Origin of the sequence: Streptomyces hiroshimensis, assembly GCF_014650335.1 — a bacterium.
GTDB lineage: Bacteria > Actinomycetota > Actinomycetes > Streptomycetales > Streptomycetaceae > Streptomyces > Streptomyces hiroshimensis.
In genome coordinates, this window is the sequence record NZ_BMUT01000011.1 from 169,770 (window position 1) to 193,655 (window position 23,886).

At 71.8% G+C, this 23,886-nt stretch carries 21 protein-coding genes and 1 pseudogene; 8 read left to right on the forward strand and 14 right to left on the reverse strand.

Going from position 1 to position 23,886, the window contains the following annotated elements:
• Positions 1-145: 145 nt before the first annotated feature.
• Positions 146-352, reverse strand: a complete 207-nt coding sequence (locus IE241_RS24390; protein ID WP_190023964.1) for a hypothetical protein — start codon at positions 350-352, stop codon at positions 146-148.
• 245 nt (positions 353-597) lie between these two features.
• On the opposite strand from IE241_RS24390, the gene IE241_RS24395 reads away from it, so the two are divergent.
• Positions 598-3,567, forward strand: coding sequence for an AfsR/SARP family transcriptional regulator (locus IE241_RS24395; protein ID WP_190023965.1), 2,970 nt, complete (start codon positions 598-600; stop codon positions 3,565-3,567).
• Positions 3,568-3,630: 63 nt separating this feature from the next.
• Here IE241_RS24395 and IE241_RS24400 read toward each other — a convergent pair whose 3' ends face one another.
• Genes IE241_RS24400 through IE241_RS24425 form a run of 6 tightly spaced genes read right to left on the reverse strand, consistent with a single transcriptional unit; the run spans position 3,631 to position 9,863 of the window.
• Positions 3,631-4,152, reverse strand: coding sequence for a DUF4231 domain-containing protein (locus IE241_RS24400; RefSeq protein WP_190023966.1), 522 nt, complete (start codon positions 4,150-4,152; stop codon positions 3,631-3,633).
• A 27-nt stretch (positions 4,153-4,179) separates the two neighbouring features.
• Entirely contained in the window at positions 4,180-4,923 is a 744-nt protein-coding gene (locus tag IE241_RS24405; RefSeq protein WP_190023967.1) for a glycerophosphodiester phosphodiesterase family protein, read from the reverse strand.
• A gap of 20 nt (positions 4,924-4,943) precedes the next feature.
• Positions 4,944-6,098, reverse strand: coding sequence for a patatin-like phospholipase family protein (locus tag IE241_RS24410; RefSeq protein ID WP_190023968.1), 1,155 nt, complete (start codon positions 6,096-6,098; stop codon positions 4,944-4,946).
• The gene (locus IE241_RS24415; protein WP_190023969.1) at positions 6,091-7,131 is read right to left on the reverse strand and encodes a diguanylate cyclase regulator RdcB family protein; all 1,041 of its coding nucleotides are present in this window, start codon (positions 7,129-7,131) and stop codon (positions 6,091-6,093) included. Before IE241_RS24415 ends, IE241_RS24410 begins: the two co-directional genes overlap by 8 nt.
• On the reverse strand, positions 7,128-8,033 hold the full coding sequence (locus IE241_RS24420) for a hypothetical protein (RefSeq protein ID WP_190023970.1): 906 nt from the start codon (positions 8,031-8,033) through the stop codon (positions 7,128-7,130). The genes IE241_RS24415 and IE241_RS24420 overlap by 4 nt, the downstream gene beginning before the upstream one ends.
• Positions 8,034-8,036: 3 nt before the next feature.
• Positions 8,037-9,863, reverse strand: a complete 1,827-nt coding sequence (locus tag IE241_RS24425) for an Hsp70 family protein (RefSeq protein WP_190023971.1) — start codon at positions 9,861-9,863, stop codon at positions 8,037-8,039.
• Between the two features lie 424 nt (positions 9,864-10,287).
• Between IE241_RS24425 and IE241_RS24430 the strand changes: the two genes are divergently transcribed.
• The 3 genes and pseudogenes from IE241_RS24430 (at position 10,288) to IE241_RS24440 (ending at position 12,713) form a co-directional block, all read left to right on the forward strand.
• The gene (locus tag IE241_RS24430; RefSeq protein WP_190023972.1) at positions 10,288-10,950 is read left to right on the forward strand and encodes a hypothetical protein; all 663 of its coding nucleotides are present in this window, start codon (positions 10,288-10,290) and stop codon (positions 10,948-10,950) included.
• 74 nt (positions 10,951-11,024) lie between these two features.
• A pseudogene (locus IE241_RS24435) lies at positions 11,025-11,174 on the forward strand (DUF4291 family protein); the annotation flags it as partial.
• A 21-nt stretch (positions 11,175-11,195) separates the two neighbouring features.
• The gene (locus tag IE241_RS24440; protein ID WP_190023973.1) at positions 11,196-12,713 is read left to right on the forward strand and encodes a recombinase family protein; all 1,518 of its coding nucleotides are present in this window, start codon (positions 11,196-11,198) and stop codon (positions 12,711-12,713) included.
• A 50-nt stretch (positions 12,714-12,763) separates the two neighbouring features.
• On the opposite strand, the gene IE241_RS24445 is transcribed toward IE241_RS24440, so the two are convergent.
• The 5 genes from IE241_RS24445 to IE241_RS24460 form a co-directional block, all read right to left on the reverse strand.
• Positions 12,764-13,348: a hypothetical protein gene (locus IE241_RS24445; RefSeq protein ID WP_190023974.1), complete on the reverse strand. Its 585-nt coding sequence runs from the start codon at positions 13,346-13,348 to the stop codon at positions 12,764-12,766.
• Positions 13,349-13,447: 99 nt separating this feature from the next.
• Positions 13,448-13,588, reverse strand: a complete 141-nt coding sequence (locus IE241_RS24450) for a hypothetical protein (RefSeq protein WP_190023975.1) — start codon at positions 13,586-13,588, stop codon at positions 13,448-13,450.
• 901 nt (positions 13,589-14,489) lie between these two features.
• Positions 14,490-14,759 (reverse strand): hypothetical protein, encoded by a 270-nt coding sequence (locus tag IE241_RS24455; RefSeq protein WP_190023976.1) that lies wholly within the window; start codon positions 14,757-14,759, stop codon positions 14,490-14,492.
• Positions 14,760-15,331: 572 nt separating this feature from the next.
• The gene (locus IE241_RS34665; protein ID WP_268254427.1) at positions 15,332-15,463 is read right to left on the reverse strand and encodes a hypothetical protein; all 132 of its coding nucleotides are present in this window, start codon (positions 15,461-15,463) and stop codon (positions 15,332-15,334) included.
• Positions 15,464-15,503: 40 nt separating this feature from the next.
• Positions 15,504-15,965 carry an ATP-binding protein gene (locus IE241_RS24460; RefSeq protein WP_190023977.1) on the reverse strand — a complete coding sequence of 154 codons (462 nt, stop codon included), beginning with the start codon at positions 15,963-15,965 and terminating at the stop codon, positions 15,504-15,506.
• A gap of 128 nt (positions 15,966-16,093) precedes the next feature.
• Here IE241_RS24460 and IE241_RS24465 point away from each other — a divergent pair, with 128 nt between their 5' ends.
• The 3 genes from IE241_RS24465 to IE241_RS24475 are packed head-to-tail and all read left to right on the forward strand — an operon-like array spanning position 16,094 to position 18,616.
• Complete coding sequence (locus IE241_RS24465; protein WP_190023978.1) at positions 16,094-17,380, forward strand: NsdA family TPR-like regulatory protein; 1,287 nt, start codon at positions 16,094-16,096, stop codon at positions 17,378-17,380.
• Positions 17,381-17,412: 32 nt separating this feature from the next.
• The gene (locus IE241_RS24470) at positions 17,413-18,126 is read left to right on the forward strand and encodes a creatininase family protein (protein ID WP_190023979.1); all 714 of its coding nucleotides are present in this window, start codon (positions 17,413-17,415) and stop codon (positions 18,124-18,126) included.
• A 1-nt stretch (position 18,127) separates the two neighbouring features.
• Positions 18,128-18,616, forward strand: a complete 489-nt coding sequence (locus IE241_RS24475) for a DUF4291 domain-containing protein (RefSeq protein ID WP_229899780.1) — start codon at positions 18,128-18,130, stop codon at positions 18,614-18,616.
• A gap of 69 nt (positions 18,617-18,685) precedes the next feature.
• Here the strand turns inward: IE241_RS24475 and IE241_RS24480 are convergent, their stop codons facing one another.
• A complete protein-coding gene (locus IE241_RS24480) occupies positions 18,686-19,528 on the reverse strand; it encodes a hypothetical protein (RefSeq protein WP_190023981.1) in 843 nt (280 codons plus the stop codon).
• Positions 19,529-19,762: 234 nt separating this feature from the next.
• Here IE241_RS24480 and IE241_RS24485 point away from each other — a divergent pair, with 234 nt between their 5' ends.
• Positions 19,763-20,836 (forward strand): hypothetical protein, encoded by a 1,074-nt coding sequence (locus tag IE241_RS24485; protein ID WP_190023982.1) that lies wholly within the window; start codon positions 19,763-19,765, stop codon positions 20,834-20,836.
• On the opposite strand, the gene afsR is transcribed toward IE241_RS24485, so the two are convergent.
• Positions 20,823-23,789, reverse strand: a complete 2,967-nt coding sequence (gene afsR, locus IE241_RS24490) for an AfsR/SARP family transcriptional regulator (RefSeq protein WP_190023983.1) — start codon at positions 23,787-23,789, stop codon at positions 20,823-20,825. The genes IE241_RS24485 and afsR overlap by 14 nt on opposite strands.
• Positions 23,790-23,886: the final 97 nt, after the last annotated feature.

Consider the following 23,886-nt stretch of genomic DNA (forward strand, 5'->3'; position numbering starts at 1 on the left):
CGGGCCGCCTGTCCGGTATGCGTTCCTCGCGGGCCGTATACGGAGCAGCGCCGGGGCGTTCTTTGCTCAGCCTTAACGACCGGAGCGCCGCAAAGGCAAGGCCGGGTCCCGCCGTTCGCACGGCGGAACCCGGCCCGGCATGCGGCTACTGGGCGCCCGTCGTGTGGGTCGGACGGATCGGGCCGCTGCCGCCCTGGGTCTGCGGCGCGGTGCCCTCCACGTGCTCGACCGGCTTGTCCAGCTCGGCCGCAAGGGCCTCCTCGGACGGCGTGGCGGCCGGCCCCGCGGCTGCGGCGGCCTGCTCGGCGGGGGCCCCGGCCTGCTCGGTGTTCTTGGGGTCCTCAGCGGTCATATCGAAACTCCTGTGTAGAACGCGCTGTGATGCGCAGGAAACAACTGTGCCTGCAGTATGTAACGACGTCATCAACGGACGATCAACGGCCCCTCAGCAGGGGCGGTCCGCCCCTGCCGGGGGCCGGCTGCACGCCCGCCCGGCCCCCTCCGTGAGCGCAACCGGCCTCTGCTCCCGGACGGGTCACTGAGGTACTGTCACCAACTGTCGCCGGACAGAGCCGGCAGGGCACGGTCGGGGGAAGAATGCGGGACACAACAGAGCCGTCCGCAGACCGGTTCCATTTCCAGCTGCTCGGCCCCGTACGCGCGCTGGCGGACGGCCACCACGTGGACCTGGGCGCACGCCAGCAGCGCGCCATGCTCGCCGTCCTCCTGCTGCGCGGCGGCGCCACCGTCTCCAGCGACGAACTCATCGACGCCCTCTGGGGCGAGGCCGCACCGCCCCAGGCCCTCGGCACCGTCCGCACGTACGCCTCCCGCCTGCGCACCCTCCTCGAACCCGGACGTCCCGCCCGCACCCCCGCGACCGTCCTCGTCTCCGTCGCCGGCGGCTACGCCCTGCGCGTGGCGCCCGAGCGCGTCGACGCGCTCGTCTTCGAACGCCTCCTCGGCGAGGCCGGCGCCGCCCAGGCCACAGGCGACGTCGCGACGGCCCACGCCACGTACGCCACCGCGCTGGACCTCTGGCACGGCGCCGCACTGGCCGGCCTCCCCGGCCCCTACTGCGAGCGCCAGCAGTACCGGCTCTCCGAAGCGCGCCTGGGTGCCCAGGAGGGCCTCTTCGACTGCGCCCTCGCCCTCGGCCGCCACGCCGAGCTGGTCCCCGAGCTCACCTCGCTCGCCGCCGAGCACCCGCTGCGCGAGCGGCTGCGCGCCCAGCTGGTCCTCGCCCTCTACCGCTGCGGCCGCCAGGTCGACGCGCTCGCCGCCTACGCCGAGGCGCGGCGGCTGCTCGTCGAGGAGCTCGGCGTCGAACCCGGCCCGGAGCTGACCCGGCTGCACGCCCAGGTGCTCGCCGGCGACCCCGGGCTCGCGCTGCCCGCCCCCGCGGCCCCCGCCGCGCCCGGCCCCGGCGAAGCGCGCCGCCCGACCGGCGCCCCCTTCCAGCTGCCCGCCGGCATACCCGACTTCACCGGCCGCGAGGAGCTGGTGCGCGAGGTGCGCGGCGCACTCACCGGTGCCGCCGGCGCCGCCGTGATGATCGCCATGCTCACCGGCATCGGCGGCGTCGGCAAGACCACCCTCGCCGTCCACACCGCCCACCTGGCCCGCCCCGACTTCCCCGACGGCCAGCTCTACGTGGACCTGCGGGGCGCGGGCTCCGACCCCGCCGACAGCGGCAGCGTCCTGGCCCACTTCCTCCAGGCTTTAGACGTCCCCGAGACCGACATCCCCGACGACCTGGAACAACGGGCCGCCCTCTACCGTTCCGTGCTCGCCGACCGGCGCGTGCTGCTCCTCCTCGACAACGCCCGTGACGCCGCCCAGATCCGCCCGCTGCTGCCCGGCACCGCCGGCTGCGCCGTGCTCGTGACGACCCGCTCCCGGGCCATCACCCTCGGCGGCGCCCGCCACTTCCACATCGGCGTCTCCAGCGAGCCGGAAGCCCTCTCGCTGCTGGCCGCCATCGCCGGGGAGGAGCGGGTCGCAGGCGAGCCGCGCGCCGCCAGAGACCTGGTCGCCTCGTGCGGCCACCTGCCGCTGGCCGTGCGCATCGTGGCCTCCCGCCTCGCCTCCCGGCCGGGCTGGACCCTCGCCTCGCTCGTCGCCCGCCTCGACGACGAACGCCGCCGCCTCGACGAACTGCAGGCCGGGGATCTGACGGTGGAGGCCACCTTCCGGCTCGGCTACACCCACCTGCCGTCCGACCAGGCCCGGGCCTTCCGCCTGCTCGCCCTCGCCGACGCCCCCGACCTCCCGCTGGCCGCCGCGGCCGTCCTGCTCGACCGCGACGACTTCACCGCCGAGGACCTCGCCGAGGGCCTCGCCGACGCCGGCATGCTCGAGTCGTACGCCCCCGGCCGCTACCGCTTCCACGACCTCCTCCGGCTCTACGCGCGTCGCCAGGCCGAACGCACCGAAGCGCCCCAAGAGCGGGGCGAGGCCGTCGCCCGCCTCCTCGGCCACCTGCTCGTCACCGTCGGCAACGCCTCCCGCATCCTCGAACCCGACCACGCCCTGCACCGCCACCTCCACCCGGTCGCCGCGCCCGGCCTCGTCTTCGCCGACGCCGACGAGGCCCGCCAGTGGCTGCGCCGCGAGCACATCACGCTCGCCGCCACCCTCGCCCAGGCCGTGCGCGAACTCCCCGGCGCGCTGCGCGCCGCGGGCGACCTGCTGCTCACGTGGTCCGGCCTCATCGAGGGCCCCGCGCACCGCGACGAACTGCGCCGCCTGTCCGAGCTGACCGCCGCGGCCGCGCGCGAGGCGGGCGACCTGCGCGTCGAGGCCCGCGCCCGCTACACCCTCGGCAACCTGCACTACCTCACCGACGTGTACGAGGCCGCCGAGCGCGAGCTGTCCGAGGCGCTGCGCCTCGCGGACGCGGCCGACGACCCCATGTGCCGCCACCTCGCCGCCAACGCCCTCGGCATCCTGTGCTTCGCCACCGACCGGCCCGCACGCGCCCTGCCCCTGCTGGAACAGGCCCGCATCCTGTGCGAGGTCCTGGACGACAAGGGCAGCGAAGCGCGGGTGCTCGCCAACACCGCCCGTGTCCGCCTCGCCCTGGACCAGCCGCGCAAGGCCGAACGCGACGCCGCCGAGGCCGTCCGCCTCGCCGAGGCCACCGGCAACGGGCCGACCGTCGCCCTCACCCTCTACCAGCACGGCTGCGTCCTCCACAAGACCGGCCGCCCCGACCTGGCGGCCCGTCAGCTCCGTGACGCACTCGGCTACTTCATCGAGCAGCAGCAGCGCGGCTGGGAGGGCCTGACCTGGGCCCGACTCGCGGAGTGCCGCCTGGCCGAATGGCGCGACACCGACGCCGTCTCCTGCGCCGAGCAGTCGCTGCAGATCGCCCGCGAACTGGGCAAGACCTACTGCCAGGGCCTGGCCCACGCCGTCCTCGGCCAGGCCCTTCCCCGCCTGGGCGACCCCTCCCGCGGCCGGGACCACCTGCGCGAGGCCCTGGCCCTCTTCGAACGGCTGGGCGTCCCGGAAGCGGCGTGGGTGCGCACCCTCCTCGCGGAGACCCCGGCGCGGACACGGTGACGCCGGGTCGTGCCCAGGCCTTGGCCAGGGAGCCGGGCGCCTAGGCCTCCGCAGCGACCCGCGTCAGCGGGCTGCGTGGTTCGGGGTGCCGCCGCCGTTCACCGGCTGGACGGCGGCCGGGCCGGGGTCGGGGAGGTTCTTGAAGAACTCCGAGGACTCGCGGCGGCGGATGCGGAACACCGCGTCGAGGAGGGCGTTCGCCGACCGGGACGGGCCGTCGGAGCGGTCGTGGCCCAGTCCCCCCGCGCGCCAGGCGAGATAGACGCGGGTGAGCTCGATCTCGGTCTCGCGCAGCAGTATCCAGGAGACGTCCCAGCGATAGAGGCCCTTCAGGGCCGTCGTGATCGCCACCAGGAATCCCGCCCCGGCGATGGCGGCGGACTTGCCGGGGAAGTCGAGGGCGGTCAGGACGGGCAGGGCCGCGCCGACGAGGATCACCACGGCGCCGCTCAGCCGGTACAGGCGCCGGTGCCAGCCGGCACGGGCGTCGTAGAAGTCGATGACGTCCAGGACGTACCGCTCGGCGGCGGCCGTGAAGCCCTCCTCGGAGTTGCGCCAGCGGGGCGCCGTCGCTCTGATGCCCATTTTCCTCAACACGCTTTTCCCCCAGGCTCACAGGGCTGACACGGGCAGGTATCCGGAGAAGAAGACGTTGGCCACCGACTCCCGGGCGGCGCGCTCCTCCTGCGGCGAACGGACGGTCCATCCGATGACGGGAAGGCCCCTCCGCTGCCAGAAGCGCAGGGCCCGGGACGGCAGCGCGGCCAGTTCGAAGCTGATGAAGCCGGGGCGGGAGACGGCGTTGGTGACCATGGACCGGCCGATCGGGCGCAGGACCGGCGGCGCGGAAGCCAGGGCGCCCGCGATCTGCCCGACGGGCACGCCGGGAAGCATGCGCCTCAGCCGGAAGACCGTACGGGGATCGAAGGACTGCACGGCCACGCAGCCGTCGTAGCCGCGGATCGCCGCCGCCACGGCCCGCTCCAGGCCGGACGCCCCGGTCATGCCCCAGCGGCGGACGTCGACCATGACGGGCACACGGCCGGCCACCACGGCCAGCACCTCGGGCAGCGTGGTGGGCATGTGCGCCGCGAGGGCCGAGGAGGCCACCGCCCGCAGTTCGCCGAGCCGCAGGGAGGTGACGGGCAGCTCGCGGCCGGACGGCAGGCGGACCGCCGCGTCGTGCACGACGGCGAGGGCGCCGTCCCTGGTCAGCTGCACATCGAGTTCGAAGGGAACGCCGTGCTCGACGGCGCGCCGGAACGCCGCCATCGAGTTCTCCGCCACGGCGTCCGGGCCGCCGTGCAGGCCACGGTGCGCGATCGGCCGGCTCAGGTGCCAGGGGAGATCTCGCACGGTGCCCTCCGGAGCGCTCGTCACGACGGTGCCGCGGGCCGGGGAGTGTCGCACAGCCGCTGGAATGCCGCGAGCATGCGGGTCTCGGCCAGGGAGAGGGAGTTGTGCACGCCGAGCAGGTGGTGGAGCTCCTCGAAGCGCACCCACGCGTCGCGGTAGCCCAGCCGGCGCAGGGCCTGGACCCGGTCCGGGGAGAAGGACAGCAGACCGGTCAGCGGCCCGAGCGGCCCGGGCGGGACGATGGGCACGCTGGGCCGGATGTCGATGCGGGTGACGCGGCTCGCGGCGTGCGAGCTCACGACGGCGTCCGGGTGCAGGTGGACCACCACCACGACCTCGCAGTGCTCCTGCTCCGCGAAGGCGCGCACCGGCGTGCGGTCGCCGGGACCGCCGAGCCCGCCGTCGAGGTAGGCGCAGCCGTCGACCACACGGGAGGGGAAGATGAAGGGCAGCGCGGCGCTGGCGAGCACGGCCTCGCGGATCTGGTGCTCCGGAAGGTGGTTGAGCGGCAGGACGTCGCCCCTGGCGCCGCCCAGCCACCGCATCACTTCCATGAGGTGGCGCAGCCGCACGGGCAGGGACTCCGTGCGGGCCAGCGGGTAGGCGACCACCCACAGGGGCCGGCCGGCCCGGATCGCCGCCGCGTCCACCGCCTCGTCGACCAGCTCCTCCAGCAGCCCGACGCGGCGGCGCAAGCCCAGCAGCCGCGAGGCGAGCAGCCGGGCCTGCCGTGCCGTGTCCTCGGCCGCCGCCCCGGCCGCGTCGAGCGGCAGGCCCCGGTCGGCGAAGGGCGTCACGCCCGACCGCGTGGAGAAGCGCTCCCAGAACTCCGCCAGGCGCAGGGTGCCGGTCTTCAGGTCCGGGGCGCTGACGAGCACGGCGCCGTTGAGCGCGCCGATGCTGGTGCCGGCGACGGCCGCGATGTCGAGGCCCATTTCCGCGAGGTAGTCGCAGACGCCCAGTTCGTACGCGCCCTTGGCGCCCCCGCCGGCCAGGACCAGGCCGATGCGCAGGGAACCGGTCGGCCGGAACGGCGGCCGGCCGGCCGCGGCCGGGGCGGGGCTCCCGGGGCCCGGTTGCGCCGTGGGCACGGGGACGGCGCGCGTGGGAGCCACACTGCTCGCACGCTCCGCCCACGCGGAGAAGGTGCGCTCGACGTCCTGTCCGTCACTCACGGCCCGCACCTCCCTGCCCGCCGTCGCCGGACTCCGCGAGCTTGCGGAGCCGGATCCGCCGCTGACGCGCCTCCGCGAACTGCTCGGCCACGATGCGCCGCACGAGCTGCTCGACGCTCAGGCTGGACGGGAGGAAGAGGTCGCCGCTGCCGCTGCTGTCGCGCAGGGCGGACCGCGCGGCCTCGTCGGGCCCGGCCCCGGCCACGGCCAGCTCCGCCGCCCGGGCCAGGGCCGAGGTCAGCGGCCCGGCGGCGTCCGACAACTCGTCCGCCACGCCCAGGCCGAGCAGCTCGGCCACCATCAGCCGGTGGTTCTCGCCGGGGAGCTCGCGGACGGCGGTGGTGAGCATGGCCGGCAGCGACTTGACCCCGTCGAACCAGGGCACGGGAGGGTCCTGCAGCATGCGCTCGGTCAACTGCCGCTGCATGAGGGTCTCTCCGCCGCTGAAGGCGTACGTGCCGGCCGGGCCGGAGGCCACCTCGCGGGCGAGCAGGACCGCCCCCACCAGCCAGGGCAGACCGGGGTCGGGCCGGGGATGGCGCCAGCGGCGGGCGGCGGCGTCCATGGCCGTACGGGCCTCCAGGGCCGCGAGCCGGCGCTCGTGGTCGGATAAGAAGCGGCCCGTGTCGCTGGCCAGCCGCGCCAGGACCGCTCCCAGCTCGCCGATGGCGTCCGCCGACCACCGGCCGGACGCCTCGACGCGCTCGATGCGCTTCTTGGCGTCGTGCACCTCTTCCGAGACCTCGGCCACCACGAGATCGGTCACCGTCATCCGCTCGCTGAGGTGTGTCAGCCAGCGCAGCGTGAGCTTCTGGGTGCTGAGCACCCGGTCGCGGACGGTCCGTTCGCGGATGCGGTCGCGGCCGGTCGCGCGGCCGAGCAGGCGGGCGAAGAACCCCTCACGCGCCCCCGCGCGCGCCAGGTCGTTCGCGGTGTGCAGGTCGTTGGTCAGCTCCAGGAGCAGCCGGTCGTCGACGAGCGGCACGCCACGGGCCACGATCTCCAGGGAGAGGGTGTCCTCGGGGGCTGTCACGGCGCCTCGTCCGGGACGAGGAAGACGAACGCCTTCAGGTGGTGCTCGGGCGCCTCGCCCTGGACGGCGTAGGCCGGCGCGACCACGAAGCCCGGGGCTCCGGTGTCCTGTCTGTTGTACGGCTGGTAGTCGCCCTCGGCGAGGGCGTCGACGCCCACGTCGAACTGCAGGGTGGCGGGCAGTTCGACGGCGGCCATGTCCCGGACGATGCCGTTGGCCGCGTCCACGGCCTTGTGCAGCCGGGGTTCGACGCCCTCGGTCGCATAGCCGCGCTCCGTCAGCGCGGTGAGCACGCTCTCCGTCGTGGCGGCCGCGCCCTGCTGGGCCGGAGCGAAGAGCAGGTGCACGGTCTCGGCGACGGAGCGCGCCCGTGCGGCCGGCATGCCGCCGGCCATCCGGTCCCACTGCCGGGCGTCCGCGGGGCACAGTTCGCTGGCGAGGCGGCGCAGGTCCTGGTCGACGAGGCGCTGATAGCGCTCCTTGATCTGGAAGTGGCGCCGGTGCATGTCGCTCGGCGCCTCCCCGGTGGCGATGGCGTCGCGGACGCCTGCGGAGCGCAGCCGGTCCAGCAGGGTCTCCACCTGCCGGATCCTGTCCTCCAGGTGCTCCACCCGGGTGGCCACCGCCGTCACGCCGTCCGACAGCAGGCCGACCGTCTCCCGCAGGCGGGAGATGTCGTGCTGCGCGGAGCCTCCCCTCCTGGACTTCGTGGCCTGCTGCTCGCCCCTCCCGTCCGTGCCGTGCTGCCACGACTCCACCGCCACCAGCCGGTCGTGCAGGTCCCGCAGCTGGCTGAGCCACCATTCCTGCGAGTACTGGCCGCTCGTCGCCGCCCGCATGGAGGGGGCGCCGTGCGGCTCCTGAGGCGCCTCGTGCTCGTTCCACCCGTAGTGGTCGTACATGGCTCACCTTCCTTGCGCGGTGTCGGGACGGTCGGTGCTGCCGCGGCCGTAGAGGTCGTCGAAGGCGACCTCGGCGCGGCGGGCGGCTCCGGACCGGCGGTCGCGGACCTCCACCTCGATCTCCGTCGTCCCGAAGGAGAACGCGACGTCCAGGGAACGCTGGCCGGTGGGGAGGCCGACCGAGCCCGAGATATCGGGAACGACTTTCCCGATGGCCTCGCAGCCCTCCTCGTCCGTGTATTCCGGGTCGTGTGCGTACGTGGCGTGGATCGTCACCTGGACCGACGTCCACTTGGGGAATACCGCCACGGTGCTCAGCGCCTGGTGATCCGTCGGGACGAGCTCACCGCGCCGGGCCATCACGACGAAGCGGTCATTGCACTTCTCGTTTCCGTCGTCGTCGATGAAGAATTTGTCCTGGGGGTCGATGCCGTGCCGGAACGGCATGCTGCAGCCGAATCCGTAGGTGTATTTGGAACGCCGTCCCCAGATGACGGACGGGTCGTAGGCGAAGTGCACGGCGCCGCCGAGAACGGCGACGGCGGGGTCCGTCGGTGTGATCACCCGGACTTCGTGGCCGAAGCGCTGGGCGATACGGTCGCGGAGGTAGGTGGAGCGGGCGAATCCGCCCACCAGAAGCATTTGCTCCCGCCCCGTCGACGGCCCGTCGCCGGACGCGGCGGCCCGCTGCCGCTCGATGGTGGCGAGGATGGGGCGCACCACGGATTCGAAGAGCTGCGTGACCTCGTGGGCGGTGATCTCGATGTAGTGCGTCTCGCCCGAGGCGAGCACCGTCAGCCGGGCCTTGGTCGCCGCGTCGAGGGCCTCCCAGATCCTGCCGGGGATGCTGATGAGGACCGTGTCGTTGATCACGGGAGTGCCGTCGGCGGCGGTCTCGGAGACGAGCCGCACCTTTTCGGTCTCCCACGCCGACTCCAGCTGTCCGACCTCCTTGGGGAAGGCGGAGACGAGCGCTTTGAGCTGCTGCTCCCCGAAGCGGTCGGTGAGGATGTCGCCGGCGAAGGCATGGTTGACGTAGGCGGAGCCCAGGCGGTCGCCGTCGGCGACGCGGGTCTCCTTGAGCTGCCCGGAGCCGACGCCCTCCGCACGGATCTGGTAGCTGGTGATGTCGACGGTGCCGCCCCCGCAGTCCACGACCATGAACCGGCTTCCGGGGGTGTCGACCTCCAGCTGCCCCTCGGGGCGGTCCGGGCCGAGCACGGTGCCCGCGTTGAGCGCGCAGTAGACCGCGGCCGCCTCGGGCTCCTGCACCAGGAGCAGCCGCTCGGCGTCCCCCGGGAGCCCGGCCGAGACGGCGGCCGTCCGCATGAACTGCCGGTCGGCCTCGGTCCACATGGCGGGAATCGTGAGGCACCAGCGGATCTCGTCGGCGGTGTAGGCCGCGCCGCCGACCGCGTACCGGCCGATCTGGTCCAGCGCGGCCTGCCGGACGTGCATGAGCGTGGCGGTGACGAGGTCCTTCACGGTGTCACGGCGTGCCCCCGCCAGGCGGCCCTGGAACTCCGGGATGTCCGACTTTCCCTCGCGGCCGTGAATCGCCATCTTGAACTTGCTGGCGTAGCCGTAATTCTGGGGGTTGCCACGAGCGAGTTCGCGGTCCCAGGCATTGCGTGCCTTTTCGCCGAACTTCACCGGCTCACCCGCCCGGTTCACCAGAACGGCGCTCAGGTCCTTCGGGTAGGTGTGGCCCCCGGATTGTGTGAACGGCTGGTAGACGACGACCCGGTGTCCCGCCGCGTCCTGGAGCGCGGAGACGGTGGCCCAGGCGAATCCGGTGCCGTGCGTACCGAAATCGATCGCGACGATCACCTTGGGTTTGAAAATCGCACCACGTGTTGACGGCGTCATGGCTCCCCCGAGCTCCGCACAGTTGCCGACAGGTGCTTGAGGGTACACGTCACTCCGGGTGCCCGGGAGCCCGTTCGCGGAATGGCTTCCACCTGTGCGCGGCGGCGGTTCGCGGAATGGATTCCCTTGGTATCAGCACCGATTGGGAAGCACCGGGAACGGGGGCGGGGAGAGCGATTGCGGGGTTCGTGGATATATCCGTTCGATCTTTCTCCGGCACCGTGCGGGTCCGCTTCAGGTGACGCTTCGTCACCAGTCCGTCCCAGCCCCGCCTCCGCCCCCAAGTCGGCCAGTTGTCGACTGCCGGGCGGCATGCACAGCCACGACACTGCCAGGTGATTCCCGCGGCCGAGTACGGAGTACGCCGAGCACAGGGAGGCATCTGATGATCCATCTGACCGAGACCCTGGCCCTGCAGAGCGTCGAGGAGTTCCTGACGCCGGCGGAGCTCCGGCAGCTGGTCAAGATCATGGACCACGAGATCGCGGCGACCGGGTGGAAGCCGCGGCGCCAGGCCGAGGTCTTCCGGGCCCCCGGGCTCGCCCAGGAGATCCTGCGCTCCGCCACCGCCCGCGCCCTGCACGTCCTGCAGCGGGCCCTGCCCTCGGTGGCCGCCGACGCCCGCTGGGACTACACCGAACTGACGGCAGGCCAGCACATCCCGACGCACATCGACGGGATCCCCGACCCGGCCGTCGCACCGCGGCGCATCGGACGCATCGGCGTGGTACTCGAAGACGCCGACGCCGGCGGCGAGTTCTACATCGAGACCACGGCCGGCCCGGCCGTCTGGACCGGCACCGTCGTGGGCGAGGCCGAGGGATACGCCCCCGGGACGCCCCTGACGCACCGGATGCCGCATCTGGGCGGCCACGAGGCCGTGCCCGCCTGGCTCCGGGACGTCGACTCCACCCGCTGGGTCACCGCCACCCGCCCCGGCACCGCCCTCGCCTACGGCGCCCAGGTCCTCCACGGCGTCCAGCCGGTCCGCGCAGGCAAGCTGCGCAAGTTCGTCACCGACCTGCTGGACACCCCGGCGCGCAGGTAGCCGCGGCGGCCGCACCCGCCGCCGCACGGTAAATCGTTTGGCCGGGTCACCGGCGCCCGCACAGACTGTGCCCCATGCAGGAGCCCTACCGCCGTATCCGGGCGGCGCACACCGAGAGCACCATCACCGTCTACCAGGCCTACGCACCCCGCCTCGGCCTTCCCGCCGCCCGCGACGGCCGCTTCCCGGCCGCGTGGAAGCGCGACCGGATGACGTGGATCAAGCAGTGTTCATAGGCTCTTTCCATGACGGCAGACGAGAAGGACGAGAGGGCTGACGCGCGCTTACGCAGGGCCCTGCGAGTAGGCCAGGCGGCCGGTTCGCAACGGGCCAAGAAGGTCGGCGGCCGTGCCGATTGGCAAGGACAATCCGCGGCGATCTATTGCCGGATCTCCCATGCGAGCGACGACGATCAGACCGGAGTGGACCGCCAGGAGCGGATCTGCCGGGAAGTCGCCGAACGGCTCGGTCTCACCGTGGCCGAGGATCAAGTGTTCGTGGACAACAACAGGTCTGCTTGGCAGCGGAAGCGGAAGCGTCCGGGGTGGGACGCCTTGATCGCCGAAGCGGGCAAGGGACGCGTCCGCCACGTACTGACCTACCATCCGGACCGTCTGATGCGGCAGCCGCGGGATCTGGAAGAGCTGTTGCAGATCGCCGACGACCACGACATCACCCTGCACGGGCAAGCGAATCGGCGCGACCTCTCGGACCCCGACGACCGGTTCTTCCTCCGCATCGAGGTTGCGCACTCCTGCCGCTCCAGCGACGACACCTCACGTCGGCTGATCGACGCCCTGGTTGACCGGGCGAAGGACGGAAGGCCACACACCGGCAAACGCCGGTTCGGGTACGACAAGACCGGCATGGAGATCGTCCCCGAAGAGGCCGCCATCGTCCGGGAGATCTTCACTCGCTACCTCGACGGGGACAGCCCGGTTCAACTGGCGAAGGACCTGTACGACCGTGGTGTGAAGACTGTGGAGGGGCGCTACTGGAACGCACCCCGGGTACGCGATCTTCTCGACAACCGCCATGTCGCAGGCATTCGTGTCTTCCGCGGCGAGGAGATCGGGGATGGCGAGTGGCCCGCGATCATCGACCGGGGCATGTGGCTGGAGGTCAGAGAGCGTCGCGCGTACCGGGCCGCGGCGAGGAAGCCGAGCGGTCAAGCAGGCAGGTTCTATCTTCTCCGCGGCATTGTCATCTGCACTGCCTGCGGAAAGCCCATGGGCGGAGCCGGAGGGAAGTACATCTGCCACGGCCACACTCACCGGCTCGATGTCTCACGCTGCAACCGGGCAGTGTCCGCCCCCATCCTGGAGGATTTCGTGACCAAGGCCGCTATCTACCTCCTGGAGCGGCTCGACCTGGCCGACGCTCCCACGCCGTCATCCCTGTCGGAGAAGGACCAGGCCGCCATCGACGCCGATCGTCAAGAGCTCGATGATCTCAAGGACATGTGGGAGAGCCAGGAGCTGAAGACGCGGGAGTATCGCGAGATGCGCAAGACGGTCGAGGCGCGCATCGCTGCGGTCGAGAGCAAGATGATCATCCGTCCGGCCGCAGACGTCTTGAAGGGGCTCGTGGGCCCGGATGCCCGTGAGAGCTGGGAGGCGCTGGAGAAGGCGGGGAATCACCAGCGCATGAACGCCGTCATGCGGTTCCTGTTCGAAGCCGTGAAGATCAAGGAGGCCGCTAAGAAGGGGCGCTATTTCGATTACGGCAGGATCGACATCGAGCAGAGCCCGATCTGGTTCTGACCAAGATCCTGGGCAGGAGGGGCCGCGGTCCGGGCCCCTCCATATGCCGTTCAGAGGTTGGGTTCGGCCCTGGTGAAGAGTGTGATGTCGCTGCTGGTGGCGACGGCCAGGGTACGTCCGGACGGAGAGAATCCCGCGGCGCGCAGTTCGGACCAGCTGGAGTGGAAGATGTGCCACCACTTCTCCCCGGCGGGTCCACGGCAGAGGCCGCCGTCGGCCGAGAGAAGTACCCGGTGGTGGGGCCAGTCGGGGCTGAATACCTGGATGGTCCAGCCGTCATCTGTGGTGGTGTGCAAGCCTCCGCCGAACAATCCGGCAATGCGGACCTGAGTGCCCGCGAGCGAGCCGAGCCCCGGGCAGGACAGGTCAGGTCCGGTAGGCGTGCTCGTCTCCGGATCGGGATCGTAGTCCCGGGCGAGTCGCTCACCCGTGGAGGCGTCGAAGAGGCCGTGGCCGTTGCTGGAGACGACCATAAGCAGGTCCTTCCCGCTGGCCGGGTCGAGTGCGAATCCGACCCCCAGGAGACCGCCGATCGGTATCAGATGGGCGGACACCGGGCGCCAAGGGTCCGGAGCCGGTACGACGGGGGCGGAGAGGAAGCGGTCTCTCAGATCCTGCTGGTATTCGCTGAGCAAGGTGTGTGGTGTCCTCGTGCTGGAAGTCCCGGATGGCGGTTCGTGCAGGGTAACCAGTGCCTTACGAGCGTCGGTCACCGGTGGGGTGCGGATGAAGTCTCATTCGATCTTCCCGCCGGGCTGGCGCTCCAACAGGCGGGCCAGACGCCTTGCTGCCTCCGGGCTGATCTTCGTTGAGAACTTCCGGCAGACGCGATCCAGATGTCGGGCCAGTTCGGCCTCGCGATCGTGCTTGGTCACCAGGCCGCTCCCGCTGTGCGGGCGACGCCGTGATGGGCGAAGAGGCTTTCGGCGATTCCGGCGACGCGGGTAGTGAGGTCAGCGTGCTGGACGCGTACGGGGGTGGTGAGTGTGCCGGGTTCGGCAGTCAATGGGTGGGCCTCCGAGGGCATCAGGTGCGGGGCGGGTCACGGCAGTTCATAGCTGGGCTCCGTTTCGGCAGGCTGACTGCGCGTCAGCACGCGCTGCGCCTGGCGCAGGCGCTGTTGTCACTCGTCCTTACATGTTCTCAAGTGCCGCTGTGGCCTACCAATGAATAACCCTCCCCAGCCAGCAACTCGCCATCGCCAGCATGTGCGCTGCGCCTCAGGCCCGGGCTGACCCGCCGTCCGACGATGGGAGGCGGCGATCGGTCGAAATCTTCTTCACTTACTCAAGGGCGCGCCGTCGGCGCGCCGGGCGGCCGGGGGCGCCCCGGCGGGCTGCGGCCTGACGGCCGGTCCCGCCGGACGCCCCACCGCCCAGGCGATCACGAGTCCGCCGCGGCGCGAAGACTGGACAACCACCCCCAGGGCCCTGCGGGCATGCCACCGAGTCCTCCGGCCTTCCGGCAGCCGTCAGTCGCGGTCAGTAAGGGCATGCCGGGAGCCGTTGATCGTCGGCTGTAGAGCGGCGGGGCTGACGGTCGGTGGCTTGGCTCGCTTCGCGTGGCAGTGTCGTCGTCGCCTGCAGGAGGTGTACGGGCAACATCGGTGCCGACACCGGTGGTATCGACCGTGACGTGGAAGAGCATCCGAAGAGTGGCTGAGGCTGGAACGTGGTGCAGGTGGCACACGTGGCGGGTGATCGACCGGCCGCCCCGCCATCGCGGCTGACTTTCGGTGGTCCAGGTCAACCAGGGACGCAACCAAGCCAGCTGGGCTCAGGCCGCCAGTGGCTCCGGGCCGTCGCCGCGCACGAGCTCCACCACCGCCCGTACGGTCTCCACCGACCACATCAGCCGGACTACCCCCGACCCGTCCGGCGCCGTCCGTGCCGTAGCCTTCGTCCCCTCCAAGGGCACCCCTGCCGCGGTCAGGGCGGCCGCTAAATCCGCCGCTGCGTCCGTGGCCTCGCGCCAGCCGGCGACGTAGTCCACGCCGCGCACCCAGAGCACGTCATCCGGGTCGAACTCCTCAACATCGGATCCCATCCGGCTCAAACTCCCTCCAGAGGAACTTACTTGACCACTGCCTGACGACGTCATCGCACGGACATACGTCGATATCCCCGGTACCATCGGCACCGGGGTTCGTGATCGTTCCCCTGCCGGACCACCCCCGAGCCCGCCAGGTAACGGGGTGGTCCGGTTTCGTATGCGGTTGTTGTTCGCGGCCCTGCCCAAGTTCGGGATCTTGAGCAGGGCCGCAGGCGGCGGAACCAGAGGAGGACGCCGCCTCTCCCCGGGGCATCGGAGGAGCCGCACAGCCCACCGCGGCGTGATCGCCGTGAGCCCTGCCCCAAGGGAGTTGAAGGACGAGAGCAGCCGGACCCTCCCGAGGTAGGGCAGCTCTCGTCCGGCCTAAGAGGACCGGTGACCTTCGGCGATCCGGCGGGCCACGCGCTCTTCGAGCCGTCGTAGCGCGGCCGCGTCGGCCTCTTCCGTCACGGGACGTAGTCCCCTGGTCAGGTGGGCACGAAGGTCCACCAACAGCGCGTCCAGCTCCCTGCCGGGAGTGCATGGTCGGCGGCCGGGTGCCCCTGCGAGTCTCGACCGGGCCGTGGTCACCGGCCCCGCCGTGACGGGAACACCGAGACCTCGACGTCGTCCGTCTCCTCCATGCGTGCGGCACTGCCGGTCTTGAACGTCAGCACCACGTCGGAGCCGCTCCGCAGACCTCGCTCTTTGGTGCGCACGCCTTTGACCTCCCGGCAGTCACCCCTGAGGCTCACCAGGTCACCGCGCCGCAACTGTGACGCCCGCATTCGTGCCACTGTGTTCTCCCTTCACGGCCGGTACTGCCAGCACCGCCCACACTGATTTGCCGACGCCCACGCGGTTGCTCACGCCCCAGGAGGTCGAGAGCGCGGCTACCAGGGGGAGCCCCCGGCCGCTCTCCGCGCCCTGGGCGCGCACAGAAGGCCACCTCTCGCAGGCGTCATCGACCCTGATACGGAGAGCGCCCGTCTCCAGCTCAAACCGGGTCTCGATCTCCCGGCCCGGCGAAACCCGCCCATGCACCACCGCATTGGTCAGCAGTTCCGAGAGGACCAGGAGCGCCACGTCGTCGACCGACGTCAGGCCCCAGCCTTCAAGTGCTCTGCGCAGTTCCGTGCGCGCCAGGCCGACACAGCGACGGTGACGGGCCCAACGCCTCACCAACTTTTCGCCGTTCGCGTCTTCCTGCCGTCTCTCCATGCCAAGCAGCATCACGGGTGACAGTTCGAGAAACGAGCCCGGCGTGGTTACCCACGATGGGTAACATCGCCGGTAACCCGACCCGCATGGCCTCACCGCGGATTCCGTCCCTCCCCGGAGCACCGCTCATGCCCAAGTCCGAACTTCCACAAGGCTTTCCGCCGCGCTTGCTGCGAGAGGAAGCGATGGTGGAGGCGTGCCGCGTCCGAGACTTCTCTGTGATCTTCCAGCTGGCCAAGCGAGCGGGCTTCTACCCTTCGCGGCTCGCGCGATGTGTGGAGCTGACGCCGAGCGCCGTCGGGGAGATCATCAAAGGGAACCGCGAGATCAACAACATCAGCGTGGTTGAGCGCGTCGCCGATGGCCTGCGGATCCCCGGGCGCATGCTGGGTCTCGCCCGCCGTGACTGGGAGGCGGACGACGACGCGGTGGCTGTGCAGGTGGCGTCTTCCGAGGTGGACCCGTTCGGTTGCTTGGCCGACACCGGTCCGGATGATGAGCCCACCGATCCACAGTTCGTTGCCGCGCTCATCGAAAGCCAGCTGCCCCAGCACTACAAGAGCTCGAATTTCTTCGGCGCCCGGCACACCATCCCGGCCGTCGTGCAGCACGCCCAGACCATCACGAGGCTGCTGGAGAGCGGTAGCAGCGGGGCGCCGCGGCAGGCGCTCCTGCAGACCGGCGGGCGAGTCGCCGAGTTCATCGGGTGGCTGTGCCAGGACCTGGGAGACTTCCGGCGTGCGGCACTCTGGTCCGACCGCGCGATGGAGTGGGCGCAAGAGGCTGCCGACGACCACATGCAGGCCTACATCCTCTTTCGCAAGAGCAACCAGGCAACCGCGCGCGCCAGCGCAGGCAGAGCTGTCGGGCTGGCCAAGGCGGCGCAGCGTCTGCCCGGGCTCACCCCTCAGATCGAGGCGCTCGCCGCTCAGCAGGAGGCCCAGGGGTACGCGTTGATGGGTAACCCGAAGGCAGCGCTGGCCAGGTTCGATGAGGCACGCACCCTCGTGGCCGAATCAGCCGCCGAGGCAGTGTCGGCTACCGGGCTCGACACCTCGTACTGCACACCGACGTACATCGAGATGCAGCGCGCCAACTGCTGGATCGATCTCGGTAAGCCTCAACAGGCGATCGAGCTCTTCGAAGGGCACCTGGAAGCGCTGCCGCAGGTCTTCCGGAATGACCGAGGTGTCTACCTCGCAAGGCTGGGGCGCGCGTACGTCCGCGCCGGTGAGCTGGAGCGCGGGGCCGAGGCCGCGACGAAGTCACTCGGGATCGTCAGGTACACCGGATCCGCCCGTACGTTCGGCGTGCTCTCGGCAGTGGCGGACACCCTGACGTCAGAGCGGAACCTGCCGACTGTAGCGGCCTTCCTTGAGCACTTCGCGATCGTTCGTGACCGGTTCGCGGCATGACTAGCTCGGAATCGGTGAGAGATGCTGGGATCATGGACGAACTGATCACGCAAGCCACCACCGGCGACGAGCGCCGCCGAGGGCCCGCCGTTGCCGTCCTGCCGATCGGGAGCTTCGAGCAACACGGCGACCACTTGCCCCTGATCACCGACACCGTCATCGCCTGCCTGATCGCTCGTCGGCTGGCCGATGACCACGGCCTGTTCCTGCTACCGCCGATCACAATGGCTTGTTCTCACGAGCACGCCCCCATGGCAGGCACGGTCAGCATCAGCGCCGGAACGCTGTACGCCATGGTCAACGACATCTGGAGATCACTCGAAGCCTCGGGGCACCCCGGGCTGATCATCGTCAACGGCCACGGCGGCAACTACGTCCTGTCGAACGTCGTCCAAGAGCTCAACGTCACCGGCCCCCGCGTCGCCCTCTTCCCCGTCAGCGAGGACCGAGCTCAGGCCCGTGCCGATGCCGAGCTGGAGAGCAGCAGCGCCGAGGACATGCACGGCGGCGAGTTCGAGGTCTCTCTACTCCTCCATGGCGCGCCGCACCTGGTGCACGAGGGCATAGAGGAGGACGACCACTCGGCCCCGAAGCGCCCCCACCTGCTCACCCTCGGCATGGAGGGCTACACCACCAACGGCATCATCGGACAGCCTTCGCTGGCCACCGCCGCCAAGGGCAAGGCGCTCCTGGACAGCTTCTCTCGCCTGGCGGCCGCTCACCTGGACGCGATAGCCGTGCGCTGACCTGCGGGGGTGCGCCCAGGCTCAAAAGGACTACGAACACTGCTTGACTTGGATCAAGCCCTCTTTTCTCTGGATGATGTACCGCTGCGGCTGGGCCACCAAGGCCGACCAGGAATGCGTCCTCGCGATCGAGATCGACCGCGCCGGGTTCGACTGGGCCCTGGCCAACGCCTGTCTGTCCCACTACGACCGGGACGTGCACGCCGACCGTGCCGCCTGGCAGCGCGAGCTGAAGGCGGCGCCGGCCAGGGTGCAGTGGGATCCCGAGCGCGATCTGCACCTGAAGGCCCTGCCCTACCGCTCCCTCCAGCTGGGGCTCGCGGGCGAGGCGGCGCGCCGCTACGCCGACGAGTGGACCGTGTCCGTCACGGACGTCACGCCCCTGGCCCGTGAGGTCCACGCGCTCGTCGCCGCCGGCGATCTGGAGGAGGCGCGGCGCAGGCTGCCGGAGGAGCGGCCGTACGAGCCGGCGGGAGGCGCGTACCCGTAGCGGGTTCATGGCCGGATTTCGCCCGTCCCTTCACCATGAACCCGCCGTTGCGCGGGTTCGCGTCCCGTGTCAGTCCTCCCCCAGCAGCTCCGTGAGGGGCAGGGCCGCCACGTCCTGCGCGGGCCGCGAGAGGTAGAGGGTCGTGTGGAAGTACCCCTCGGTCTCCTTGCCGCGGGGGTTCTCGCCGGCGGCCTCGACGGCCTCGACGGCGTACTGCTGCTCCTCCGGCCCGCTGAAGTGGCGCTGCGGGAACGTGCGGACGGTGTACTTCTCCGTGCTCAGGCCGTGGGCGGCCAGGGCGTCGGCGATCGGCGCGTACGAGGCGGTCCGGAGCACGAACGAGGCCACCCAGGGCGGTGCGTCCGTGCCCGCGGTGAGCGCCTTGAGCGTCCTGGCGGACAGGAACGTGGTCCCGCCGGTGATGGTGATGAGCCGGGCCCGCCGCGTCTGCCGCAGCAGCTCCCCGCTGGGCTCGGCCGTCTCCAGGTTCTCGGAGAAGCCCTCGTCCAGCAGCCCGACTGCCTGCGCGTACGCCACCGCCTGCGCGGCCACGTCGATGCCGACCACCCGTGCCGCGCCGGGCCTCCGGCGCGCCGCGAAGTACGCCCGGTCGTCCTCGATGAGCTCGGCCGTGGTGAGCGGCGCGACCTGCGGCGAGGTGTAGCGGGTGTAGAGCTCGTCCAGCGTGACGTCGTGGTTGAGGAGCGCCGCGTTGATGCCGTAGGAACAGCAGATGTCCACGACGGCCGGCGGCTCGCCGCCGGGCGGGCCCCCGAGGGTCTCGGCCATACGCCGGAAGACGCTCTGGGCATGATGCGGCGTCTGGTACTCCAGAGGTCCCAGCACCGTGAAGTACGCCCGGGGGTCGGGCTGGTCGTAGATCTTGTCGAACGAGGTCATCCCGGAGGTCATCGCACAATTCCTCTCGCCCCTGGGGGCCGGCCGGACCGGCCCCGCTACAGGTAGAGCCTCCGGGGCCGAAAAGGGAACAGGGCAGGGGCTGAATCCGGCCATTTTCGGCAACTGTCATGCTTGATGTTCCCCGAGGTGAGGGGTGCTCACGGGGAGCCGCGGGCGCGCGTCTACAGTTGCCGCTCCGATCCTGTGAGTACGAGATAAGCGAGCACGCGCGTGTCAGAGAGACCTGTGTCCGGGAGACGTGACAAGAACACCGCCTCCCGGGAACCCGAGGGCTGGCGCACCGGCCCCGCGTGGCAGGAGATGAACGGGAAGGCCGAGCGTAGACGCCGGATCCTCGGCGGCATCGGCGTGGCGGCCGCCGTCGCGGCCACCCTGGTCGCGCTCAAGCCGGGCCCGGTCCTCTCCCGGATACCCGGCCTCGGCTACGAGGGGACGGACGACCGGGGCACGGCCTCGCACGGCACCGCGGCGCCCCTGGCCCCCGAGACCGCACGCCCCAGCGGCGCCCCGGGCAGCGCCGAGGGCACCCCGACCCTCGACCGGCCCTTCGCCGGATCGCCGGCCGAGCAGTACGCCGACGGCGCGGCGGGCATCGTCGTGCCCGAGGCCCGGCCCGTGGGGGCGTTCTCGCGGGAACAGGTCGCCTCCGGCCTGAAGCTGACCAAGGACTTCCTCGTCGCCGCCAACCTGGACCCCGCGACCATCCGGGGCGAGCGTCCCGCCGCGGCGCTCGCCCTGCTCGACCCGCACCAGGACGATCTCGTCACCGACGCCGAAACCGCCTTGAGCAAGCCGAGCCGCGACCACGACCCCCTCACCCTCTTCAGCCGCTTCGACGGCAAGGAGGTGCGCATGGTGGGGGAGACCGTCAAGACCCGGGGGCGGATGACGTTCGCGGAGCACAAGGACGGCTCCGTGGCCATCCACGCCGACTACACCTTCGTCTACCCGCTCATCAAGACGGAGAAGGGGTCCCGCGAGGTCGTGCGCACCATCGTGCGGCGCGTCCTCGACACCGAACTCCTCGACCCCGAGCGCTTCCAGGTGACCCCGGGCAAGCTGGCCTTCCGCGGCTACAACGTGGACATCGGCAACTCCGCCTGCGGCGTCTACGACGGGTTCATGCACCCGGCCTTCCACGCGGGACGGCTGGGCGACACCGCGCCCCCGTCCGGCCCGGCCGTCGACCCCTACGACCGAAGCCGCGAGCTGGACACCGGCGAGGCCGGGTCCGGGCCGTCCGCCAAGCCCGGCAAGGCGGGGGACAGGGAGCCGTGCGGGACCGTCACACGAACGTGATCCCCGGCCGCGCGCCGGAGTCCGGGGCCGCGCGGGTGCGCTCGGCGGCCCCTTGCCGGTCCCGGACCGCGTCGGCCTCCCGCCGGCAGGCCCGGGCCCGTTCGGCCTGGCCGATGAGGTCCAGCGCGCGGGCGAGCACGGTCAGGGCGTTGGCGAGCTGCCACCATGTTCCGAGACCACGGAGTACGGACAGGGCCAGCTCGGCCGACCGCACGGCTTCGGCGGGGCGCAGGGCGACCACGTGGACCTCGGCCATCCGGTAGAGCGTCACGCCCTCCCACCACCGCTGCCGGCTGTCCCGGAAGATGGCGAGCGCTTCTTCCAGCCGGTCCAGTCCCTCATCCGGACGACCGGCCTCCGCCAGAGCCAGCCCGAGCGCGTACAGGCCGTTGCCCAGGCGCCAGGAGCCCGCGGCGCCGCGGTAGATGGCCAGGGCCGCCTCCGCCAGCTCCACTGCCCGGGCGGCGTCGCCCAGGTCCCCGTGGACCCGGGAGAGGTTGGCGAGGGCGCTGGCCTCGCCGATCCGGTTGCCGTCGGCCCGGAAGTATTCGAGGGCCCGGCCGAGATGCGCCTCGGCCTCCCGGTAGCGCCGCTGGTAGATGGCGACGATGCCGAGCTGGTTCGCGGCGTAGCAGCGGATCAGCAGCGGGTCTTCGGTGGTGTCGCCGAGGAGCACCGACCGGCGGGCGTACGCGTCGGCTTCCTCCATCTGGCCGGTGAGCCGGTGCGCGTGGGCGAGGACGATGCAGGCCCGGCCCTCCGACTGGGCGTCCCCGGCGGCCTGCGCGGCGGCGAGCACGATCTGGGCCGTGTGGATGTAGGTGTTCCCGCTGATGCCCGCCTCCACCAGGTCCTTGGCGACGAGCAGCAGGTCGGCCGCGCGCCGCAGGGAGTCTCCCCTCGCCTGGAGCCGCACGGCGGACAGGATGCAGGCGGCTTCCGTCGCCAGCCAGTCGACCGCTTCTCCGCCGTCCTTGAGGGCGAGCCCCGCCGCCTCGGTGGGCGCCAGGTGGGCCACCAGCCGGTCCCCGGGCCGTTCGAGCGCATAGGCCCGGGCGGCGGTGGCGAGGTAGAAGTCGAGCAGGCGGGAGAGGGCGGCTTCGCGTCCGGCCGGCTGCTCGTCGCGTTCGGCGCATGCACGCGCGTAGAGGCGTACGAGGTCGTGGTAGCGGTACCGGCCGGGTGCGGCGCATTCCAGGAGGGAGGTGTCGACGAGCGACTCCAGCAGCTCCTCCGTGGCATCGATGTCAAGGTCCAGGACGGCTGCGGCCGCCGCGAGCGAGATGTCCGGGCCGTCGGCCAGTCCCAGCAGCCGGAAGGCGCGGGCCTGGCCCGGCTCCAGCTGCCCGTAGCCCAGCTCGAAGGTGGCCTTGACGGCGAGGTCGCCGGCGCGCAGCTCGTCCAGGCGGCGGCGCTCGTCGCCGAGCTTGCGCGCGAGGACGGAGACGGTCCAGGTCCGGCGGCCGGCGAGGCGGGAGGCGGCGATGCGGATGGCCAGCGGCAGGAACCCGCACGCGGCCACGACGCCCGTCGCAGGGCCGGGCTCCGCCGAGGCACGCTCGCTGCCCACGATCCGGGTGAAGAGCGCGAGCCCTTCGCCGGGGTCCATCACGTCGAGGTCGACGATGCGCGCGCCGGCGAGGCCGGTCATGCGGTGGCGGCTGGTGACCAGTGCCGCGCAGCCGCCGGTCCCGGGCAGCAGTGGCCGGATCTGGGCGGCGTCGCGCGCGTTGTCCAGCAGGACCAGGACGCGGCGGCCGTCGAGGGTGGAGCGGAAGAGCGCGGCGCGCTCGTCGAGGCCGTCGGGAACGGCGGCTCCCGAGACGCCCAGGGCGCGCAGGAACCACCCCAGCACCGCCTCGGGTTCGGCAGGTTCCGGGCCCGCGCCCTGCAGGTCGGCGTAGAGCTGCCCGTCGGGGAAGTGGTGGCGTACGCAGTGGGCCACGTGGACGGCGAGCGTGGTCTTTCCCACGCCGCCCGTGCCGGTGACGACCGGGACCGCCGGGCTGCTGCCGCGGCCGGCGGCCAGCAGTTCACGGATCTCCGTCACGTGGGCGGAGCGGCCGGTGAAGTGTGCGATGTCCGCGGGCAGCTGTGCGGGCCGGATGAAGCCCTCGGGGAACCCCGCCTGCTTCCGGGCGGGACCCGCGGCGACCGCGAGGCCGGCGTCGGCGTTGAGGATGCGCTGCTGGAGCTCGGCCAGTTCGGGCCGGGGGTCGACGCCGAGCTCGTCGGCGAGGAGGCGGCGCGTGTCGGCGTAGACGGCGAGGGCTTCGGCCTGGCGGCCGCTGCGGTAGAGGGCGAGCATGAGGAGTTCGCGCAGGCGCTCGCGCAGCGGGTGCGCGGCGGTCAGGGCGGTCAGCTCGGAGACGGCCTCGGCGTGGCTGCCGACCTCCAGGTCCAGGTCCAGGCGGGCCTCGGTCAGCGACAGCCGCCACTCCTCCAGGCGCGTGCGCTGCGTCTCCGCGTACGGGCCGGGCAGGCCGGCGAGTGATTCGCCCTGCCACACGCCGAGGGCTTCGGCGAGGAGTCCCCGGGCGCGCACCGGGTCCCCGGAGCGGCGGGCCTCCTGCCCCTCCTCGGCCAGCGACCGGGCCCGGTCGAGGTCCAGCTCCAGAGCCGGTCCGGAGCCGTCCGGGGCGGTGCGGATCGCATAGCCGCCGGAGTCGCTGACGAGGAGACCCGCCCCCTCCGTGCCGAACGACCGGCGGATCCGGAAGGCGTACGTGCGGAGGACGTTCAGGGCCGTGGGCGGTGAATTGCCGTCCCAGAGGCCGTCGATGAGCTCCCCGACCGTGGCTGTGCGGCCTCCCCGCAGCAGGAGGGCCGCGAGCAGGGCGCGCTGCTGCGGCGAGCCGGTGTCGAGGGCTTCGCGCCCCCGCCAGGCCAGGACGGGCCCGAGCACGGCGAAGCGCAAGGGCTCCTGCGGCGTGCGTGCGCCTTCCATCTCCATGCCCCCTCGCAGTGGCCGACGCGGCTGTTGACCCGGTGTCGCCGCGGCGCATGCGCCGTGCCGATTGCGTGATCATATGACTCCGGAAGGTGCGCTC

Bases quoted from the DNA above. Each gene is read 5' to 3' on its own strand.
- IE241_RS24420 (WP_190023970.1), bottom strand. From the start codon at position 8,033: ATGTACGACCACTACGGGTGGAACGAGCACGAGGCGCCTCAGGAGCCG.
- IE241_RS24465 (WP_190023978.1), top strand. From the start codon at position 16,094: ATGCCCAAGTCCGAACTTCCACAAGGCTTTCCGCCGCGCTTGCTGCGA.
- IE241_RS24395 (WP_190023965.1), top strand. From the start codon at position 598: ATGCGGGACACAACAGAGCCGTCCGCAGACCGGTTCCATTTCCAGCTG.
- IE241_RS24470 (WP_190023979.1), top strand. From the start codon at position 17,413: ATGGACGAACTGATCACGCAAGCCACCACCGGCGACGAGCGCCGCCGA.
- IE241_RS24480 (WP_190023981.1), bottom strand. From the start codon at position 19,528: ATGACCTCCGGGATGACCTCGTTCGACAAGATCTACGACCAGCCCGAC.
- IE241_RS24400 (WP_190023966.1), bottom strand. From the start codon at position 4,152: ATGGGCATCAGAGCGACGGCGCCCCGCTGGCGCAACTCCGAGGAGGGC.
- afsR (WP_190023983.1), bottom strand. From the start codon at position 23,789: ATGGAGATGGAAGGCGCACGCACGCCGCAGGAGCCCTTGCGCTTCGCC.
- IE241_RS24455 (WP_190023976.1), bottom strand. From the start codon at position 14,759: ATGGGATCCGATGTTGAGGAGTTCGACCCGGATGACGTGCTCTGGGTG.
- IE241_RS24430 (WP_190023972.1), top strand. From the start codon at position 10,288: ATGATCCATCTGACCGAGACCCTGGCCCTGCAGAGCGTCGAGGAGTTC.
- IE241_RS24440 (WP_190023973.1), top strand. From the start codon at position 11,196: ATGACGGCAGACGAGAAGGACGAGAGGGCTGACGCGCGCTTACGCAGG.
- IE241_RS24460 (WP_190023977.1), bottom strand. From the start codon at position 15,965: ATGGAGAGACGGCAGGAAGACGCGAACGGCGAAAAGTTGGTGAGGCGT.
- IE241_RS24390 (WP_190023964.1), bottom strand. From the start codon at position 352: ATGACCGCTGAGGACCCCAAGAACACCGAGCAGGCCGGGGCCCCCGCC.